At 65.2% G+C, this 19,627-nt stretch carries 16 protein-coding genes and 3 tRNA genes; 8 read left to right on the top strand and 11 right to left on the bottom strand.

Features of this window, described 5'->3' with window-relative positions; translation table 11 throughout:
- The first annotated feature begins 30 nt into the window (after nt 1-30).
- Both DXT68_RS02985 and DXT68_RS02980 read left to right on the top strand, forming a co-directional pair.
- Nucleotides 31-672, top strand: a complete 642-nt coding sequence (locus tag DXT68_RS02985) for a TMEM175 family protein (protein ID WP_045254861.1) — start codon at nt 31-33, stop codon at nt 670-672.
- 90 nt (nt 673-762) lie between these two features.
- On the top strand, nt 763-1,254 hold the full coding sequence (locus DXT68_RS02980) for an inorganic diphosphatase (RefSeq protein ID WP_045254862.1): 492 nt from the start codon (nt 763-765) through the stop codon (nt 1,252-1,254).
- A 69-nt stretch (nt 1,255-1,323) separates the two neighbouring features.
- Here the strand turns inward: DXT68_RS02980 and DXT68_RS02975 are convergent, their stop codons facing one another.
- Nucleotides 1,324-2,697 (bottom strand): peptidoglycan DD-metalloendopeptidase family protein, encoded by a 1,374-nt coding sequence (locus DXT68_RS02975; protein ID WP_045254863.1) that lies wholly within the window; start codon nt 2,695-2,697, stop codon nt 1,324-1,326.
- 209 nt (nt 2,698-2,906) lie between these two features.
- Here DXT68_RS02975 and DXT68_RS02970 point away from each other — a divergent pair.
- From DXT68_RS02970 to DXT68_RS02960, 3 genes are all read left to right on the top strand, one after another.
- Nucleotides 2,907-2,979, top strand: a tRNA-Glu gene (locus DXT68_RS02970).
- Nucleotides 2,980-3,008: 29 nt separating this feature from the next.
- Nucleotides 3,009-3,082, top strand: a tRNA-Asp gene (locus DXT68_RS02965).
- Nucleotides 3,083-3,151: 69 nt separating this feature from the next.
- Nucleotides 3,152-3,224 (top strand) — tRNA-Phe (locus DXT68_RS02960).
- 251 nt (nt 3,225-3,475) lie between these two features.
- Here the strand turns inward: DXT68_RS02960 and DXT68_RS02955 are convergent.
- The 5 genes from DXT68_RS02955 to DXT68_RS02935 form a co-directional block, all read right to left on the bottom strand.
- Complete coding sequence (locus DXT68_RS02955; RefSeq protein ID WP_045254864.1) at nt 3,476-4,657, bottom strand: serine hydrolase domain-containing protein; 1,182 nt, start codon at nt 4,655-4,657, stop codon at nt 3,476-3,478.
- Between the two features lie 15 nt (nt 4,658-4,672).
- Nucleotides 4,673-5,524 (bottom strand): carbohydrate ABC transporter permease, encoded by an 852-nt coding sequence (locus DXT68_RS02950; RefSeq protein ID WP_045254865.1) that lies wholly within the window; start codon nt 5,522-5,524, stop codon nt 4,673-4,675.
- Nucleotides 5,521-6,360, bottom strand: a complete 840-nt coding sequence (locus DXT68_RS02945; protein WP_045254866.1) for a carbohydrate ABC transporter permease — start codon at nt 6,358-6,360, stop codon at nt 5,521-5,523. The genes DXT68_RS02950 and DXT68_RS02945 overlap by 4 nt, the downstream gene beginning before the upstream one ends.
- Before the next feature lie 174 nt (nt 6,361-6,534).
- Nucleotides 6,535-7,872, bottom strand: a complete 1,338-nt coding sequence (locus DXT68_RS02940; protein WP_045254867.1) for an ABC transporter substrate-binding protein — start codon at nt 7,870-7,872, stop codon at nt 6,535-6,537.
- Nucleotides 7,873-8,024: 152 nt separating this feature from the next.
- Nucleotides 8,025-9,251: an alpha-L-fucosidase gene (locus tag DXT68_RS02935; protein ID WP_052677788.1), complete on the bottom strand. Its 1,227-nt coding sequence runs from the start codon at nt 9,249-9,251 to the stop codon at nt 8,025-8,027.
- A 173-nt stretch (nt 9,252-9,424) separates the two neighbouring features.
- On the opposite strand from DXT68_RS02935, the gene DXT68_RS02930 reads away from it, so the two are divergent.
- Together DXT68_RS02930 and DXT68_RS02925 are read left to right on the top strand one after the other, a co-directional pair.
- Nucleotides 9,425-10,456 carry a LacI family DNA-binding transcriptional regulator gene (locus DXT68_RS02930; protein ID WP_045254868.1) on the top strand — a complete coding sequence of 344 codons (1,032 nt, stop codon included), beginning with the start codon at nt 9,425-9,427 and terminating at the stop codon, nt 10,454-10,456.
- A gap of 232 nt (nt 10,457-10,688) precedes the next feature.
- A complete protein-coding gene (locus DXT68_RS02925; RefSeq protein WP_052677789.1) occupies nt 10,689-12,755 on the top strand; it encodes a BNR repeat-containing protein in 2,067 nt (688 codons plus the stop codon).
- A gap of 99 nt (nt 12,756-12,854) precedes the next feature.
- Here the strand turns inward: DXT68_RS02925 and DXT68_RS02920 are convergent, their stop codons facing one another.
- From DXT68_RS02920 to DXT68_RS02905, 4 genes are read right to left on the bottom strand one after another with little or no spacing between them, the layout of a single operon-like run.
- Nucleotides 12,855-14,345: a glycoside hydrolase family 43 protein gene (locus DXT68_RS02920; RefSeq protein ID WP_208856526.1), complete on the bottom strand. Its 1,491-nt coding sequence runs from the start codon at nt 14,343-14,345 to the stop codon at nt 12,855-12,857.
- A gap of 49 nt (nt 14,346-14,394) precedes the next feature.
- Nucleotides 14,395-15,276 carry a carbohydrate ABC transporter permease gene (locus DXT68_RS02915; protein WP_045254869.1) on the bottom strand — a complete coding sequence of 294 codons (882 nt, stop codon included), beginning with the start codon at nt 15,274-15,276 and terminating at the stop codon, nt 14,395-14,397.
- Between the two features lie 2 nt (nt 15,277-15,278).
- A complete protein-coding gene (locus tag DXT68_RS02910; protein WP_045254870.1) occupies nt 15,279-16,196 on the bottom strand; it encodes a carbohydrate ABC transporter permease in 918 nt (305 codons plus the stop codon).
- Nucleotides 16,197-16,201: 5 nt separating this feature from the next.
- The gene (locus DXT68_RS02905; protein WP_052677790.1) at nt 16,202-17,320 is read right to left on the bottom strand and encodes an extracellular solute-binding protein; all 1,119 of its coding nucleotides are present in this window, start codon (nt 17,318-17,320) and stop codon (nt 16,202-16,204) included.
- 477 nt (nt 17,321-17,797) lie between these two features.
- On the opposite strand from DXT68_RS02905, the gene DXT68_RS02900 reads away from it, so the two are divergent.
- Nucleotides 17,798-18,841: a LacI family DNA-binding transcriptional regulator gene (locus DXT68_RS02900; protein WP_045254872.1), complete on the top strand. Its 1,044-nt coding sequence runs from the start codon at nt 17,798-17,800 to the stop codon at nt 18,839-18,841.
- Nucleotides 18,842-18,973: 132 nt separating this feature from the next.
- Here the strand turns inward: DXT68_RS02900 and DXT68_RS02895 are convergent, their stop codons facing one another.
- Nucleotides 18,974-19,621 (bottom strand): TetR/AcrR family transcriptional regulator, encoded by a 648-nt coding sequence (locus tag DXT68_RS02895; protein ID WP_045254986.1) that lies wholly within the window; start codon nt 19,619-19,621, stop codon nt 18,974-18,976.
- Between the last annotated feature and the right edge of the window lie 6 nt (nt 19,622-19,627).

Genomic DNA, 19,627 nt, shown 5'->3' with positions numbered 1-19,627 from the left:
GGATGACGCCGATCGCCCTAACCTGACGCCGTGGCAGAACACGTAACGCGATCCCGCACGGACGGCCGATTCTCCATCGAGCGCTTCAAGACCTTCATCGACGCCGTGGTGGCGATCGCGATGACGCTGCTGATCCTGCCTCTGATGGAGGCGGTGTCGGAGGCCGCGTCCGACAAGCTCAGCACGGCGGAGTTCTTCTCCGAGCACTCGGGGCAGCTCTTGAGCTTCGGTCTGAGCTTCGTGCTGATCGCGACGTTCTGGATGGGGCACCATCGGCAGTATCGCGAGGTGGAGCGGGCGACGACTCCGCTGCTGTGGATCAACGTGGCGTGGATGGCGACGATCGTCTGGCTGCCGGTACCGACGGCGATGATCGGGCAGATGGACACCGACATGCTGCAGCCCGTGGTGTACATCGGCACCCTGATCGCGACGCAGATCACCACGCTCGCGGGTGGCGCCTATCTGCTGCGTCATCCCGAGCTCGGCACGACGAGCCCCGAGACCCTGCGCGAGGGGATCATCGGCGATCTCGCCGCGATCATCCTGTTCCTGATCGCACTGGCGCTCTCGATCTTCGTACCGCCGTTCGGGTACGCCGGCCTGCTGATACTGCTGCTCAGCGGCACCGTCTCCCGGCTGCTCGGCCGCATCACGCGCCGGAGAGGCTGAACGGCTGGGCACCCCCGCCCGGACGACGACGGCCACCCCGGGTAGGCTGTTGCGCGGCATCCAACCGAACTTTTCCTGAGGAGCACACGCATGGGCGCACACGACGCCGTCATCGAGATCCCGCGCGGCAGCCGCGTGAAGTACGAGGTCGACCACGAGACCGGGCGAGTCCACCTCGACCGCGTGCTCTACACGACCTTCGGGTACCCGGCCGACTACGGCTACTTCGACAACACGCTCGGCGAGGACGGCGATCCGCTCGACGTGCTCGTGCTGCTCGACCACGCCATCTACCCCGGCGTCGTCGTCGAGGTCCGCCCCGTCGCGGTTCTCAAGATGAGCGACGAGGCCGGCGGCGACGACAAGCTGGTCGCCGTGCTGTCGAAGGACCCGCGCTGGGCCCACATCCAGGACATCGACGACATCGCCGAGTACACGAAGAAGGAGATCGCGCACTTCTTCGAGCACTACAAGGACCTCGAGCCCAACAAGTGGGTCAAGGTCGACGCCTGGGGCGACAAGGCCGAGGCCGAGCGCATCCTCGACGAGGCGATCGTCCGTTTCGGCGAGCAGGGTCACTGACCCGAGCAGCATGCAGAAGACCCCCGGTTCCGCTCAGCGGCCGGGGGTCTTCTGCGTGGGCGGTGCGGATCAGACCGAGATGCCGCGATCCGCGAGGAACGAGATCGGGTTCGTGTACGCGCCGTTGAGGTAGACCTCGAAGTGCAGGTGGCAGCCGACGGATGCTCCGGTGTTGCCCGCGTAGGCGATGACCTGGCCGGAGTTCACCCAGTCGCCGTTGCGGACGGCGAAGCCGCCGTCCCTGATGTGCGCGTAGCCCGACGAGACTCCCCCGCCGTGCTGGATGCGGACGTAGTTGCCGTAGTTGCCGCGGGGGCCGGCGTAGTCGACGGTGCCGGACTGCGCGGCGTAGATCGCGGCCCCGCACCCGTTCGCGAGGTCGACGCCGTAGTGCCAGCCCGAGCACGCGGCGCAGGGCTTGGGACGCGGGCCGTATCCGGCGCTGCGGTGACCACCGTGCGGGCGGACCCAACCGCCGGTTCCTGCGGAGCCACCTCCGCCACCGCCGCCCCCGCCGCCAGCACCGTTGTCGTTGCCCGCTGCGGCCTTGGCGGCCTCTTCGGCCTCGCGGCGCTTGCGCTCCTCCTCGGCGACGCGCACGCCCTCCTGGTAGCCGGCCACGGTGGTGGCCGTCGCGTCCTTCAGAGCGGCGAGCTGCGCCTGCATCGTGGCGAGGTTGGCCGACTGCTCGTCGAGTGCGGCCTGCGCGGCATCCGCTGCGGCCTGCGCCTCGATCATCTTCTGCTCGGCGATCTTCTGCAGACGGTCGCGCTCGGTGCGGGCGACGTTGGCCTGATCGGTCAGCGACTGCGCGGAGTTGCGCGCGGCGACCGCATTGTCGTGCACCGTCTGGTTGTACTGGTAGACCTTGTCCATCGTGCCGAGGCGCGAGAGCAGCTCGTCGGCGTTGTCGGCGGACCCGGCGAAGAAGAGCTCGAGCGCCGTGTCGTCGCCGCCGTTGCGGTACAGCTGGGCGGCGAGCTGTGCAGCCTTCTTGGTGGCGTCGTCGGCGATGACGGCCTGAGCGTCGGCCTGCGACTGCAGCTCCTCGGCGACGGCGATCGAGTCGAAGTACGCCAGCTGGGCGGTGTTGTACTCCTCGCCCGCGAGGATGGCCTTGGCCTGCGCGTCGGCGACCCGCTGCGTGAGCGACTGGATGAGCCCCTCGATGCGCGTCACCTCCGCGGCCTTCGAGGACTGGTTGTTCATGGCGTTCTGCACGTCGTCCCAGCTGGGGTACGACGCGGCGTAGGCGGCGTTCACACCGGAGGTGACGCCGAATGCGCTGAGCGCGACGACGCTGAGCGCGCCGAGAGTCAGGGCACCGCGGCGGCTGACCGCGCCGTCCTTCCAGAAAGCGCGGCTCTCTGCGGGCGTGGGCGCGCAGCCGCAGTCGTCGGATGCCGCCGCAGCAGCATCCGTCGGAGAGTGCTTGTCGTTCACACGGCCCCTTCCGCCGGTTTCACAGATGCCACACTAACAACATCAGTCACATCCGCAACAGGTGGCGGGCGACATCAGCGGGCACAGCGATGACCCCATGTTCCTCCCGAACACGCCCGGGGGACAGCAGGCTCGCCCTCGATTCGCGTTTTGCTCGAATCTTCCCTTATGCTTGAGCGTCGGCAAGGAAGTCCCCCGGGACAGACTTCGGCCCCATCGTTTAGCGGCCTAGGACGCCGCCCTTTCACGGCGGTAGCACGGGTTCGAATCCCGTTGGGGTCACTCCTTCCGATACAATTGAAAACAAGTATGGCCCTGTAGCGCAGTTGGTTAGCGTGCCGCCCTGTCACGGCGGAGGTCGCGGGTTCAAGTCCCGTCAGGGTCGCTCTAAGCGATGGGCTCTTTTCTTCGAGAAGGGCCTTTCGTCTAGGTGCGGCAGGTTCGCCGGTCGCACGGCTCTGTAGCTCAGTTGGTAGAGCGCACGACTGAAAATCGTGAGGTCACGGGATCGACGCCCGTCGGAGCCACAGGGTGATCATTACAGTCACCTTAGGAACCCTCGCCTAGCTTCTACATGGCGGGGGTTTCCGCTTTTCTCCGGCAGTGGCGCCTCTCCCCCGCTACGCCCTGCAACGCCGAGACGCCGATCCCACTTGCCGGAATCACGACCTCACGAGCCGGATCGATGCTCGATGCGCGTGCGATCATCGAACCCACTGCCATTTCGAGACGACTCGTGTGTGAGCCGGTCTCCGCGGGTCTCCGCGGGGCGTGGGACTCAGGCACCGGCCAGGTCGGCGAGCGGCTCGGACCACCCCATACGAGGGTCCGGCCGGGAGCCGTCTGACCACATCCCGGTGCACGTGTAGGCGACCGCCGTGGTCGACGCAGGATGCGCGAACGCGATGTTCCCGCCCGCGCCGGGGTGCCCGAATGTTCCCCCCGTCGCGAATCTTCCCGACGGGAATTGCGACCCCAACCAGAATCCCAGCCCGAACTCGGCGAGCTGCTGATCGGGCACGCCGGCCAGTTGTGGGACCGGACCGAGCCCCAGGGTGCGAGGCTCGGTGACGAGGTCGAGCGTCGTGGGTGAGAGCAGCTGCACGGAATCGATCTCCCCGATGGCGGCGGCGTAGACCTTTGCCACCGATCGGGCGCTCGCGATTCCGCCGGCGCCGCCGAACTCCATCCGGTGCCCCTCGGCGCTGTTGAGGAACTCGACCATGTCGGGGATCGACTGCACCTCCCTGAGGAGCTCCTGGACGACCGGGTCGGAGAGATCCACTCCGTGTTGCGACCACAGGTCGGCCGGGCTGGCGGCAGGGTGCATCTCATTGCGATGCGTCACGTCGGGCTCGCGAGAGGTCGGGAGCCCGCCGATCCAGAAGTCGACTCCCAGCGGGGTGGCGACGTACTCGTCGAAGAGGTCGCTCACTGACTTGCCCGCGACGCGACGAATCACCTCACCGTTGAGATACCCGAACGTGAAGGGGTGATACCACGATGCGGTCCCCGGCGCCCAGAGCGGTTCGGCGGCGGCCAGCGTCTCTGTGCACAGCGCCCAGTTCGGCAGGTCGCGACTCTGAATCCCCGCCCCGGAGGGGAAGAAGGGCAGACCCGCTGCATGGCTGAGGACGTGCGCCACGGTCGTCTGGCCCTTGCCGCCGACGCCGAATTCCGGCCAGACGCTCGACACCCGTTGCTCGGGGTCGAGCTGTCCGCGTTCGATGAGCAGCGCTGCGAGGATCGCGACCATCCCTTTGGTGGTGGACCACAGCACGAACAGGGAGTCTCCGTCGATCGCGTCGCCCGTGTTCGGGTCGGTGCCCGTCCACAGATCGACCACGACTCGCCCTTCGTGATAGATGCACAGTTGGGCGCCGCCGGGATCGCCTGAGTGCCCGCGCTCGAAGGCGGCACCGACCGCGGAGAAGCCTGGGGCGACATGACCGTGGAGCATGGTCTACCTCTCCGACTAGCGGAACACGCCACCGAGGGCGACACCCTTGGTGATGCTCCGATTGAACACGAGGTACACGATGATCAGCGGGATCGTCGCGAGTGTGAGGCCTGCGAAGATGGCTCCGGTGTTGCTCGCGAACTGCCCCTTGAAGTCGAGCAGACCGACCGGGATGGTGCGGCTGTCGGGGGCCTGCAGGAGCACGATCGCCAGCTGGGTCTCACCCCATACGAAGAACGCGTTGATCATTCCCACCGCGACGATCGGACCCTTCGAGAGGGGAAGCACGATCTTCGCGAAGACCTGGAATCGCCCGAGGCCGTCGATCGCCGCAGCCTCCGCGAGCTCCGCGGGGAACCCGAGGTAGAAGCTGTGCAGGATCAGCACGCAGGTGGGGAGGCACAGCGCGATGTACAGCACTCCCAGCGCCCAGGGGGATCCCAGCAGATCGAGAGCGTTGAACGCCGAGTAGTACGGGATCAGCAGCATGATCAGCGGCAACGTCGTCGCCACCAGGAACAGTCGGACGATCATCGACCGCACCCGCGTCGATGCGAGCGTCGCGAAGTAGGCGGTGAACGCCCCGATGAGCAAGCAGCCCGTGATCGCCACGATCGTGACGATCGCCGAGTTGATCAGGTAGACGGCGAAACCCTGACCGCCGGGGGCTCCGTTCCACGCGTCGACGAAGTTCTGCGGATACCAGTCGACGTCGAAGAGCCCCAGGGGATCGGTGTAGATGTCCGTGTTCGACTTGAACGCCAGGAGAACGATGAGCGCGAACGGGATGATCGCGAGAGCACTCCAGAGGATTGCAGCGGTGTGGCCGACGACTGTGCCGGCGCGAACGCGAGTCTTGCGGGTCATTCGTCGACCCCTTTCCGGGATCCGAGGGCTTGGCCGACGAGGCCGACGACGAGAAGAAGAAGCCCGCCGATCACGCTGACGGCGGCGGCGAGGCCGAAGTTGGCGAAGAGGAACGCATCCTTGTAGACCTGCACGGGCAGGATCGTCGAGGCGCTTCCGGGCCCGCCTTGAGTCATTCCCCACACCAGGGTGAATCCGTTGAACGCCCAGATCACCTCGAGAAGAACGATCATGGAGAGAACCGGGCGCACGAGCGGGAGCGTGATCGAGAAGAACTGCCGGATCCGGGATGCACCGTCGATCGATGCCGCCTCGTACACCGAGACCGGCACCTCCTCCATCGCCCCGAGAATCACGAGGAACGCGAATCCGACGCCCGCCCAGACCGCGACGGCGATGACGACGTACATCACCGTGGAGGGATCCGCGAGCCATGCATGCGTATCGCCGAGACCGATGGCGCCGAGGAAGGCGTTCACGGCACCCGACCGAGGCTGGACGGACAGCGCCCAGAACACGGCGACGGCAGACGGCGGCGCGATCGCCGGCAGAAACCACACGACCCGGTAGAAGGCCTTTCCTCGGATGCCACCCGACACGAGCGCCGCAAGGACGGTGGCGATGGCGCAGAGGACCAGCGCCGCGCCGACGCCGAGGAGGACGGAGCGGAACAGAGCGTCACGCACCGCGGAACTGGTGAACGCCGCGACGTAGTTGTCGATCCCGATGTACCGGGGTTCACCGACACCGGGCCACTGCGTGAAAGACGTTCGAATCAGATCGATGATCGGGAGCCCGAAGAACACCGCGAGGATGATCAGCCCCGGGGCGAGCATCCACCAGACTTCGCGGGGCGTCCCCCGTCCTGTCGCTGATCGTGCCGCTCGTCGGGAGGGCCCCGATTCATCGGGGAGGACTACTGTCACGGTTTCGAGTGAACTCACCATGCGCCTTTCTCGCAGAACAGGATGGTGTGCCGCCCGCCATGGCGAACGGCACACCGTCGTGCGCTACTTGTTCTGAGACTTCCAAGCATCGAACGCGTCCTGCTCCGCCTGACCGATCTGCTCAGCAGTGGTCTGTCCGCTGACGAGCTGCTGGATGTGCGGATCGAGGAACGATTGACCGATCGCTCCCGGGAGGCTGCCGGTCCAGCCGAGTCCGAATCCGACGGTGTTCGTGAACTCGACGACGCTCTGCACCACCGGGCCGAGACCGGGAACGTCCGATGCAGCGACGGTGTTGACGGCGGGAAGAGACCCGACGTTCTCTGCGGCGAACTTCTGGACGTCGTCGGACGAGTACACGGCCAGGAACTTCTTGGCGAGGTCGATGTTCTTCGACGTCTTCGGGACCGCCAGCGTGTCACCTGCGTACAGCGACGGGAGTGTCGGCTCGTCTCCCGCTCCGGGGAGCAGCAGCCAATCGTACTCGAAGTCGACATCGCCGAGAACGGACGGAATCCACACGCCGCCGAGGAGCATCGCGGCATCACCGGCAGCGAAGGCCGCCTGCGCCTGGTCGCCCGCGGCGCCGGCCATTCCCTCCTGGAAGACGTTGTTGTCGTTCCACTCCGCGATCTGTTGGAGCGAATCCGTGAACGCAGGGTCGTCGTACTTCTCTTTGGGCTCCGCTCCCGGCTGCCACGAGACGAGGTAGTCCTTCAGGGCATCCGGCGCGTTCGCCTGCAGCTGCGCATCCTGGAGCCAGGCGAGCTGATATCCGGCCGCCCCTCCGACGGCGAGACCGTCATACCCCGACGTGTCGAGCTTCGAAACGATGTCGTACAGTTCGTCGTTCGACGCGATCTGGTGATTGACGGGTGCGGTGATTCCGGCCTCCGCGAACGCATCCTTGTTGTAGAAAACGACGTTGTAGTACGTGGTGTCGAACAGGACGAGGTACGGAGTGTCGTTCCACTTGAGGGCCCCCGCGATCGTGTCGCCGTAGCGAGACTCGAGGTCCGCATCCGCCCACAGGTCGTCGAGGGGCTCGAGCGCGTCTGCCTTGACCAGGTCGAAGTAGGGCTGTGCGTTGACCGGCACGAGACCGATGTCCGGAGCATTCGACGACGCCATGATCTGCGTGTTGGTGGTGCTCTTCTGCTGCTCGGTCACCGTCTGGAACTCGACGGTCACTCCGGGGTTCTCCTTCTCGAAGATCTTGGCCGCGTACTCGAAGGCGGGCTGCTGGACCGACTGGACCTGCACGGTCAGCGTCTTGTCACCACCGCCCTCGGATGCTGCGCCGGACGAGCATCCGGCGAGCGCGAGTGCGGAGATGCCGACGAAGGCGCTGAGCGAGAGAACGCGTGTGCGCGCCCCCCGGTGGATCTTGATCTGGTGCATTTTCACTCCTTTGTGGTTGCTGTGCGGCGTAGACGATCCTTCAGGGTGAATCGTTTCGCTCTGCCGGGGCAAATATAGCACCAAGCGAGCGAAACGTCTCGACTTTCATCCATAATCAGGTTGAATTTCACGAATGCCCCGCGAGGGAAACGTTATGCTCGGGCAGTCATTCCCGGAGCTTCCCCTGCGGGCAGCTCAAAGACGATCGCATCGAGACCTTCATCCGTGCGGACAACGACGTGCGGATCCTCCGCCACCACGACGATCGAGTCACGGTGTCGCCATGCAACCCACCAGTCGCTGCCGGTGACGCTGACGGTGCCGGGCTCGATCGGCGACCTGTCGAGCGTGTACGGCTTCAGGTCCTGGCTCCATTCGCCGAACCCCTCGAGACTGCAGCGCTGAACGTCAGGGATCCGCCCGCTGGCCTCCGGCCCGATGTTCAGGAGCAGACGACCGCCGCGCGAGACGACGTCGGCGTACAGACGAGCGAGCTCGCGCGCAGACAGCGTGAGGGATTCGTCTTCCGTGCGGTTGTGTCCGAACGAGAAGCCGAGCCCGCGGTTGTGCTCCCAACCGATCCCGCGCTCGTTCTGGGTGTCGTGCGAGTACTCGCTGGTCCGGTAGTCCCACACCGGCGCACCCCAACGGTCATTGACGATGCCTTCCGGCACCACGCGCTTGTAGTAGTCCAGCAGCTGCACCAGCGAGCCGTCAGCTTTTCCCGCGTCCGGCCACTCGATGTCGTTCCAGATCACCGCCGGCTTGTAGCGGTCGATCAGGTCGCGCACCTGCGCGGTCGCATACTCGGCGTACTCCGCGCCGTTGGGGCGGTATTCGGCGACATCAGCCATCGACTCGATGGGAGGGAAATCCGTGAAGGCCCAGTCGAGTCCGCCCGAGTAGTAGACGCCGAAGCGCATTCCTTCCTTGCGCACCGCCTCGGCGAGCGGCGCGAGCAGATCGAGTTTGGGCCCCCGAGCCACCGTGGACAGCCTGCCCGCTCCGGGTGCATCCCAGAGGGTCACTCCGTCGTGGTGCTTCGCCACAGGGATGACATAGTCCGCACCGGCACGATGGAAGAGCCGCGCCCATTCGGACGCATCGAACTGGCTGGGGATCCACCGGTCGAGGAACGTGTCGTACGAGTTGTCCCCGTACTCAGCGACGTGGTGCAGCGCTGCCGGGGACCCTTCGATGCGCGAGGTGTTCGCGTACCACTCGGCGTACGCGTTGTGTGCGAACCACTTCTCTTCGGGGACCGCACCCCATGCTCCGGTCGGCTCCGCCCAGGCCGGAACAGAGTACGGCCCCCAATGGATGAAGATGCCCAGGGTGGACTGTCTCGCCCATTCGGGCAGGCTGGGGCTATCGGTCATTGCTCTCTCCTCGGCGTGACTCGGCGAATCGCCGCGTGGCGCACCGCCTGGTAGGTGGTTCTGCATTCGCGATACAGCGAAACGACTAAAGTTTTGCGGATCGTAGGTAGACTCCGGGCAACATCGTTGATCAGCGCGAACGGTGGCGACCCTCGCGATACGAAGGACCGAATTTGTCGAAAAGCACTAGATCTCCCGCAACGTATAAGGACATCCAGCGACTGACAGGCTTGTCGTTGGCGACGATCTCGAAGTACTACAACGGGCGAAACGTTCTGACCTCGAACCGGGAAGCGATCGAGGCGGCGGCCGCAGAACTGAACTACCGACCGAACGCGTTCGCCAGCAGTCTGCGGCGCGGCGTCACCCGAACCGTCGGCGTCCTGCTGCCCTCGTTCCAGAACCCCTTCCACCTCGAGATCGTCGTCGGCATCGAGAAGTATCTGCGCACCCACGGCATCGGCGTGCTGGTGACCTCCAACGAGCAGGACGGAACACCATCCACCGTCAATGCCGTAGAGCTGCTCCTCAGCAGAAGGGTCGATGGCATCATCGGGGTTCCCGCACTGTCGGACTCGTCGGCGCTCGCGACCGCCGTCTCCATCGGCATCCCGGTCGTCACGGTGGACTGGCTCCCGCGCGGACTCGACGCCGACTCGGTCTCGCTCGACAACGTGCAGGCGGGCAAGGTCGCAACCCAGCATCTGATCGATCACGGCCATCGGACCCTCGGCGCCCTGGTCGGAGAAGAGGGAATGTGGAGCCTGCAGGGCAGGCTCGATGGTTTCCTCACAGCAGCCCGAGCTGCCGACATCGCTGTCGCCGAAGACCACATCCAACGCGGTCCCATCAGCGTCGAGGCGGGATACGCGGCGATGATGCGGGTGCTCGCGGCAGATACGCGGCCGACGGCGGTGTTCGCCGGGAATTACGACCTGACCGTCGGCGCCGTGACCGCCATCAACGACTCCGGCCTCCGTCTCGGGCATGACATCTCGCTCGTCGGCTTCGACTCCGTCGACCTCGCCCAGGTGACGAGCCCGAAGCTGACGGTCTACGTGCAGCCCGTCGAGCAGATCGCGACCGAGGCCGCACGAATCATGAACTCTCGACTGGATGACCCGGATTCGTCGACGAGCCGCGTGACGCTCGAGCTTCCCGGACACCTGCAGATCGGTGCGTCGGTGCGGCGACTGAGCGACTGAGTCGCAGAGCCGGTCCGCGCACGCAGGACCGCTGGGGACGACAGAGGGACCGACCATAGACATGGGGCTCCTCGACGTCGAAGTGGCGAAACGATTTACTCAGAGTAAAGCGGAACGCGCTGAAAATCAATGGCAAAGCTTGCCTTGACGCAGTTATTCGCATGTCGTAACGTTTTGCTCGATTGCGGGAGTCTCCCCGCGCGCTTACCGATCTCAAGGAAGAGAGAAGTAGATGAAGACCGTTCGACTCACACAGCGAAGGAACCGGCTCACTGCCGCGTTCGTCGCCGCGATGCTCGCGGCGGGTGCGCTCGCGGGCGCCGCCGCGGCTCCACCCGCCCACGCCACGACCGGAAGCGCCAACGCATCCGACGACTTCGAACGTGCGAACGGCACTTTGGGAACTGCATGGACCACGGATCGCGGCGCGTGGAGCATCGCATCGGGCAAGGCGCTGTCCTCGAGCTCACCCGGGAACAACGTCGCCACGCATCGAGCGCTGCAACTCGGCCGCTCGTACACGGTGACCGCTGACATCGACATCGTCTCGTCGGCGCCCAGCGGTACCGAGTGGTCAGGAATCGTCGCGAACGTCCAGGGCACGACCTCTCTGAGCTACTACGTGCTCCGGGCGACGACCGCCGGTGGCACCCGGCCCGCCCAGTGGCAGCTGCTGCAGATGACGAACAACGCGACCCCCACGGTCCTCACCCAGGGCACGATGACCGCTCCCTACGGAACGCGTCTGCAGCTGAGCCTGGCGCGAGACGGAGCACAGTTCCAGGTGACGGTCCGCAACGGTGCGACGGGAGCGACTCTCGCCACCGGCGCTCACGCCCTTGCCGTCGTCGACCCTGCGCGAGTCGGCGGCCACGCCGGGCTCTACTCGAACTCCGGCAACCTCCAGGCGCGGTCGTTCGATCTCACCACCTCCACTCCGGCGATCGCGCCCCCGGGCGCCGTGGCGTGCAAGCCCGCCGGGGAGTACGACTTCCCCGGCGGCAGCGGACAGGTGCTCGAGACGGTCCCGGTGGGCACCACCTTCGCTGGAGCGCCCGTGACACAGCGCGTGCTCACCGACGGCGACGACCAGTACGTCGCCTACTACAACGCGCAGCGCGGCATGACCATCGCGCACCGCAGCCTTTCGGCCGCGACTCCCACGTGGACGACGAAGGTCCTCCCCACCACCCTCGGCTGGGACAGTCACAACTACATCTCCATCGGGCTCGACCGCAACCGCAACCTCCACGTCGCCGGCAACATGCACAACGTCGGCCTGATCTACTTCCGCACCACGACGCCGGGCAATGTCAACACCCTGACACGCGTCACGAACATGGTGAGCGCCAGCACCGAGAACTCGGTCACCTACCCGGAGTTCGTGAACAGGCAGGACGGCAGCCTCGTCTTCAGCCACCGCAACGGCGGCTCCGGGGATGGCGTCACGTACTTCAACCTCTACAACGAGACCTCCAACACCTGGTCCCGTCTCGTCGACCAGCCGCTGTTCAACGGGACCGGTTCGGCCACCAACCCATCCGGCACGTGGAACGCCTACTTCGAGACCCCGCTTCTCGGGCCGGACGGCAACTTCCACATGATCTGGGTCTGGCGAGACACACCCGACGCGGCGACGAACAGCCTGCTCACGTACGCGCGCAGCGCGAACCTGGTCGACTGGTTCGACAGTGCGGGCAACCCGCTCACCTCTCCGTTCCGCTATGGCGACGCCGATGTCGTGGACCCCGTACCCAATGGCGGAGGACTGCTCAACGGCAACGCGAAGCTCGGCTTCGACGCGGATGGCACGCCCATCATCAGCTACCACAAGTACGACGACACAGGTCGCTCGCAGATCTATGTCGCCCGCGCGGACGGCACCGGTGACTGGGATATCAGCCAGGTCAGCAACTGGGAAGGACGCTGGAGCTTCGGCGGCGGCGGAAGCCTCGACTTCAAGGTCATCATGGGCGGATCTCAGGTCATGAGCGACGGGAACATCCGCGTCGACTTCCGGTGCGAGGGATCTCCCCAGAGCATCGTGGTCAACGATTCGCTGACCGGTGTGGCTCAGGCCCCGACCCCGCCGCTGCCGTCATCGGTCACCACCGTTCGAGGCACCTACCCGGGGCTTCAGGTCAATCTTCAGACCGACCTCAACGGCGCGGCCGCTACGGGAGGAACCTGGTATCTCCGCTGGGAGTCGCTGCCCAGCAACCTGGACCAGCCGCGCACAGAATGGCCCCAGTCGGGGAGCGGCATCGAACTGGTTCGCATCGGAGTCCCTGAGGAGTAGACGATTCCGAGCGCAAGACACCGAAGCCGCCCCTGCACCCCCGGCAGTGGGCGGCTTCGGTGAAGCCTCGACGATGTGGCCGAAACGTGCTGGTGGTCGCTACAGATTCTCGGGTTGGTAGGCGAACCGACGGAGGATCAGTTGGTCGCCGATCGGCTGAACCCCGATGACGCGACCGGTGAATCCGCCGGCCACTTCCGTCGACACGAATCGGCCGTCGAGGTTTCCTAGAGGCTGGTGATCGCCATCGATGATCACGGATGCTTCAAGGCGGTCAGGTCCGCCTTGATAGGGCGTGCTCGGGGCTTGCGTGGATCGGAGCATGAGGCGGGCTCGGGCAGAAGCGCCGGCGATGCTCCCGGTCGGGATCTCGGTTCCTCCGATGATGGAGAATCCGGAGTAGGTGCCGTCACGCACTTCCACACCGAAAGCGTGCAGATCATCGATGCGCACGACGAGCCGAGCACCTTCGGAGGACTCCACGTCAGCGGTCACGGTCCAGTACTCGTCGCGGGCTCGCACGCAGAGTAGCGGGGCGGACGAGCCGTGCTCGGCCCGCAGCAGCACTCCGCCATCGTCGCGCTTCACGACGTGCCTCTCGGGGTAGTCGCCCGGCATGATCCACCGCGGATCGAGTGTCGATCCGGCGAAGTCGTCATCGAAAGCGGTGACGGCCGGCGGGATGTGCAGGGTGTTCTCCTCGATGACCGGCCAATCGTCCTCCCAGCGCACGTCGGCGACGAAGGTCTCGCGCCCGTTCACGTGGAAGCTCCATACTCCGCGCGGTCGCACACCGAGGTAGACGAGTGCCCAGGATCCGTCTGCCCTCTGCACGAGGTCGGAGTGGCCGGTGTTCTGTACGGGCGCAGCGAGGCTGCGATGGGTGAGGATCGGGTTCCCGGGCGCGCCCCCGAACGGTCCGTCGGGACGGCGCGAGCGGGCAATGCTGACGCTGTGCCCTGCTTCGGTGCCGCCTTCGGCGATGAGGAGGTACCACCAGCCGTCTTTTCGATGCAGGTGGGGGCCTTCGGGGTGTCGCATCCCGGTGCCCGACCACAGCCGACGCGGCTCCTCGAGGGGCGTCCCCGTGGCGAGGTCGACGCGGCATTGTGCGATCTCGGTCGTCGCTCCTGGCACCTTCCGGGCCCACGTCAGGTAGCAGTCGTCTCCGTCCCAGGCGAGATCGGGATCGATGCCGTGGACGCCGTCCGTCGTTACCGGGTCGGACCACGGTCCGCCGGGGTGCTCGGAGTGGAGGATGACCTGCTCAGGATCAGGCCCGTCGACGATCGACGTGATCAGCCAGAACAGGCCGTTGTGGTGGCGGATCGTCGGAGCGAAGATGCCGGTGCTGGAGTCGCCGGCGCTCGGTGCCATCTGGGAGGCACGCTCGAAGACATTACCCACCTGTCGCCACTCCACGAGGTCGGTACTCGTCCAGACCGGGACTCCCGGGTAGTACTCGAAGGTCGAGTTGACCAGGTAGTAGCTCGTTCCGACGCGGCAGATCGAGGGGTCGGGATAGAAGCCGGGGAGGATCGGCTGACTACCCGAGTTGGCGACAGGGGACGGGGCGATACGCGTGGTCACAGAGATCTTTCCAGGATGGCGAACGTCGGACTCGTTCTGCGGGCAGGTGTCACTTGATGCCGGTGGTGGCGATTCCGGCCGTGAAGTACTTCTGGAGGAACAGGAAGAGAACGAGGATCGGGACGATGACGAGCACGGAACCGGCCATGAGGAGGCCGTAGTCGGTGGTGTTGCGATTCGTCGCGTAGAGAGACAGGGCTACGGGGAGGGTGTACTTGTCTTCGCTTTGCGCCGCGACGAGGGGCCACAGGAAGTTGTTCCACGACGACAGGAATGTGAGGATGCCCAGGGTCGCCAGTGGCGCTCCGCACAGCGGCAGGATGATCCGTCGGAAGGTGGTCAGCTCTCCGGCTCCGTCCAGACGTGCCGCCTCGATCAGCGAGTCCGGGATGGACATCATGAACTGGCGCATGAGGAAGACTCCCAGCGGCGTGACGAGGAACGGGAGGAACAGCGCGGGCAGCGTGTTGACGAGTCCCATCTGGCTGATCAACACGAACAGCGGCACGAACGTGACGACGCCGGGGACCATCAGGGTGACGAGCACCAGTGCGAGGAGAACCCGCTTTCCCGCGAAGTCCATCTTCGCCAGGGCATAGCCGACGAGCGAGCAGAAGATCAGGTTGCCGGCGACGGTGATGACGGACACCACCGCGCTGTTGAAGAAGAAGCCGCCGATGTTCAGCTCTCCGAACCAGGAGCCGTAGTTCTCGAACGTGATGTTCTCGGGCCACCAGGTGATCGGTCGCTGGGCGAGTTCGGCCTGGGTCTTGAATGAGCCGAGCAGCATCCACACGAACGGCAGCAGGATCAACGCAAGGGCGATGCAGAGGCTGACGTGCAGCGCCGTCGAGCTCAGAATCCGCCGAGTGCGAAGGGACGATCGAGCGGGGGCGTGCGTGGGCGAGAGCGGTGCGGGTGTGATCGTCATCGTCAGTCCTTGCTGCGGAGAAGTCGGAACTGCACGACGCTTATCACGGCGATGATCACGAACAGGATGTAGCTCGCGGCAGAGGCGGTACCGTAGTTGCCGAATCCGAACTGGTTGAAGGTGTAGTAGCTGATCGACAGGGTGCTGCCGAGCGGGCCGCCCTGCGTCATCACGTAGGACTCCTCGAAGAACTGCAGGAACCCGACCGAGAGCAGGATGGCTCCGAGCAGGAGCGTGGGTCGCAGGATGGGGATGACGATGCTGAAGAAGCTGCGCACCTTGCCTGCGCCGTCCATCGACGCTGCTTCCATGACGTCCTCCGGCACGGTTTGCAGCCCGGCGAGGAAGATGATCATCAGTGTCCCGAGGTTGCGCCAGACGGCCATCAGGATGAGCGAGGGCAGAGCCCAAGCCGGGTCTGTGAGCCAGCTGGGCCCCTCTATACCCAAGCCAGCGAGAGCGACGTTCAGCAGGCCGTCGGGCTGGAGGATGAACCGCCAGACGATGGCGACAGCGACGATGCTCGTCACGACCGGAGTGTAGAAGCCCACACGGAACACCGAGCGGAACTTCACGATCTTACTGTTGAGCGCGACGGCCAGAACCAGCGCGATCACCATCGTCAGCGGGATGCCGACGACGACGAAGTAGCCCGTGACGAGAAGGGATTTCAGGAACTCGGGGTTGCCGAGAAGGTTGACGTACTGATCGACGCCCACGAAGTTCACGTTGAAGGGCGAACGGATGTCGCTGCTGCGGAAATCGGTGAAGGACATCGCCAGGGACTGCACGATGGGCGCGACCATGAACGTCGCGAAGACGAGAACGAAGGGAAGAGCGAACAACCACGCCGTGAGGGTCCGCTTCCGGCGCGCCCGACCCGAAAGGGTGCGGGCGCGCCGGCCGAGGGCGACGGTCATGTCGGTCAGCGTCCTGTTCCGAGTCCGTCGGCGAACGTCTGGAGCTCGGCCAGAGCATCGTCCACACTCGACTGACCACGAGCGATCTGCTCCAGCAGCTGGTCACCCTTCGACGAGATCTGGGCCCAGGTGGTGAGGTTTGGGGTGATCTCCGCGGCCTTCAGCTGCTCACCGAACACCGCCAGGCGAGGGTCGCTGGTGAGTGCGTCGTCCTGCCATGTCGACTGCGTGGCCGGGAGGTCCCCGGTGGCCTTGAAGAACGCGAGCTGAGTCGAGGGCTCGGCCAGGTACTGCAGCACCTTCCACGACGCCTCCGGATTCTTCGACTCCTTGAAGACAGTCATCAGCGCACCGCCGAGGAACGACGTCGAGCTCTTGTCCTTCGGCACCGTCATGACGCCCCACTTGTCGTTGAATTCGTCACCGGCGATGCTCGTCATGTACGGGCCGAAGAAGGGGGCGTTCATGATGACCGGCGTCTTGCCAGAGATGAACTCGTTCGCCATCACGGTGACATCGCTGCTGGCTCCGGCCGGATCCGCGATCCCCTTGTCGAAGAAGCTCTTGTAGTACTCGAAACCCCGATTCATGGCGGGAGAATCGAGCGTCCACTCGGTCTGGTCAGCGTTCATGATGTCTCCTCCGGCGGACCAGGGGAGGGCCATGTTGCCGGAAAAGCTCAGCGTCTGATTCGTCGTCAGCCCGATACCCCACTGCGAGCCCGCCTTGGACTGCATGTCTTGCGTGAAAGTCTGGAATCCCTCCCAGTCGGTCGGCGGGGTGTCGTAGCCGGCTGCTTGCGCCAGATCGGTGCGGTAGTAGACGACACGGGTGTCGAGGTACAGCGGGACGCCGATCGACACGCCATCAACCTTCGCGGCTTCGAGTGCCGAAGGGAACATGTCGGAAGTGTCCAGTCCTTCGGGTACGGCCTGCAGAGCCTGCGGGTAGTTCGCGATCCACGTCGTGCCCAGCATGCCGATGTCGGGGGTCGTGTTCCCCGCGACAGACGTCTGGTACTTGCTCTCTGCAGAAGCCCAGGCCAGCTCCGTGACGTCGACCGTGAGGTCCGGGTTCTCCTTGAGGAACGGGGCGAGCACCTCGGGAAGCTTCTGCGCTTCCACGCCCTGCGCCCAAATCGTCACGTGTCCTGTGGCGGGGCCGGAAGTGAGGTCGACCGACTCAGCTTCGTCCGGTGCAGCAGCACCACGGCTGCAGCCGGAAAGGGCGAGGAGGGCAGCCAGGGGAAGGGCACTGGCGGCCCACATACGACGTGATCGGATCATCTTTGTTCCTGTCTCTAAGCACCATGTGTGCTCCTGCATGTTATGCGCGTAACAACTGGAGCGCAACCCTGCAGAATTCCAGCCTTCGCTGCACCGACGGATGCGAGAACCTGAGTGGCCATCGCAACGTTCACCGTGAGGGAAGCACCGTTGGCGCGCATCTCTCTCGGTCTCGGTCTCGGTCTCCGTCCCGGTCTCCGACTCCGTCTCCGTCTCCGTCTCCGTCTCCGTCTCCGTCTCGCGGGCATATTGGTATCGTCGAGGTGTGGTCGGGCGCCCCCTCGTGCTCCGTCTGACACGGATGGGAGGATCACAGTGAGCAAGCGGCCCACCGTTTATGACGTAGCGGCTCTGGCGAATGTATCGACTGCCACGGTCTCCTTCACCTACCGCAAGCCGGAACGCGTCAAAGCGACGACGCGACAGCTGGTGCACGACGCCGCGCACCAGCTGGGTTACGTTCCCAGCGGCAGCGCCCGCGGTCTCGCCGGCGGACGCACCGGCGTGCTCGGGCTCTACTCATTCGACCTCATTCTCGACGCCGAGCAGCAGACTTCAACGGACGAGGACGGCTTCGAGCTCTTCCCGCTCTACGCTGACGAGGTCCAGCACGGATTCGAGCTCGAATGCCGGTCCCGTGGCTACGCCACCATGCTCGGCGGGGTCATCGGAGCACGGTCGGAATCGATCGTCGATATCGCCGGCCGTGTTGACGGCGTCGCAGTCATGACGCATTACACCAGTACCGAGCAGCTCACGAATATAGCCCGTCGACTTCCTGTAGCGCTCATTTCGCAACCACCGAATGGTGGCCTCGATCGCATTTACACTGACAACGCAAGCGGCATGCACCAGCTCGTCCAGCACATGGTGGAGATCCATCACAGCTCCGATTTCGTTTTCGTCGGCAACGACGAGAACCTGGAGATCGCGGAACGCTACGCCGCTTTCCGAGCAGAACTCGCCCGATGGGACCTCTCAGAATCTCGTGCTCGCCCCCGCATCACCGTGATGGCGAATGACCCGCACCTGCGGACCGCTCTACACGAGTACATCGCGACCACCGGCCTGCCGCAGGTCTTCGTCTGTGCGCAGGACCAGCTCGCCCTTGCACTGTTGCGTACCCTCCACGATCGCGGCATCCGCGTTCCCCAGGACACGACGCTCACCGGTTACGACGGAGTCGTCGCCAGTCAACTGAGCCAACCTCCGCTCACCACCGTTCGTCAGCCCATGCAGCAGCTTGGCCGTGAGGCCGCACGCGCGCTGATCCATCGGCTCGAAAGCCCCGACGCGGCTCCGATAGATCTGCAACTGCCTTCGCGCCTGAGGATACGCCGCAGTTGCGGCTGTGATTGACCGGGACGCGTGCCGCAACAGCTGCCTTCGAGTGCTGTCCTGGTGTTCCCGCGTTTCCTGTAGGGCTTGTTCATGGCTGCGAAGCTCTGCGCATCGCATCGGGGGGGTATCGTGCCGATCCAGATCGGCTGATCATGCCAGCCCGCCCGAGGTGCCGCTCAAGGCAGGAGTCAGGTCGATGTCCACGAACGCCCTGAAGAACCTGCTCAACTCTTCCGCCATATCGACGACATCAGGATTCAAGAGCCACTGCACCTGCAGACCGTCCATCATGGCGAGGGTGGCGACAGCAGCCCCTTGCGACGTGACCCCCGGCCGCATGCGGCCCTGTCGCTGCAGATCCTCAAAGGCCCTGCGCAGATTGGTACGAGCGACGTCGTAGCGAGTGACGAAGTACTCGTGCGCCGGGTGCCCCGGCTTCGTCCCTTCCGCAGAGAGGATGCAGTAGAGCTCAACGATCCCGGGGACAGTGGAGTTCCGAACCGCCGTCGTGACGAGCCCACTCAGGGTCACCTCGCCGTTGCCCTCGGCCATACGCACCCACTCCAACGTGTGCTGATCGCGGCGATCGAGCACTGCCGCCAGAAGCGCGGGCTTGTTCGGGAAGTGGTGCAGCAGGCCCGCCTCACTCATGCCGACCCGCTCAGCCACATCCCGAAGAGAACCCGAATGATAGCCGGAGTCGGCGAACACGTCGAGCGCGGCGTCGAGGATAGCCGCGCGTTTCGCGCGTGTCTTCGCGTACTCTCCGCGGGGCTTCCGCATACGCGAATCAGCCATGGTCTC

Source organism: Microbacterium foliorum, from assembly GCF_003367705.1.
GTDB classification, from domain to species: Bacteria; Actinomycetota; Actinomycetes; order Actinomycetales; family Microbacteriaceae; genus Microbacterium; species Microbacterium foliorum.
Note: the sequence above shows the minus strand (reverse complement) of the source record. Positions and strands in the feature narration are given on the sequence as shown.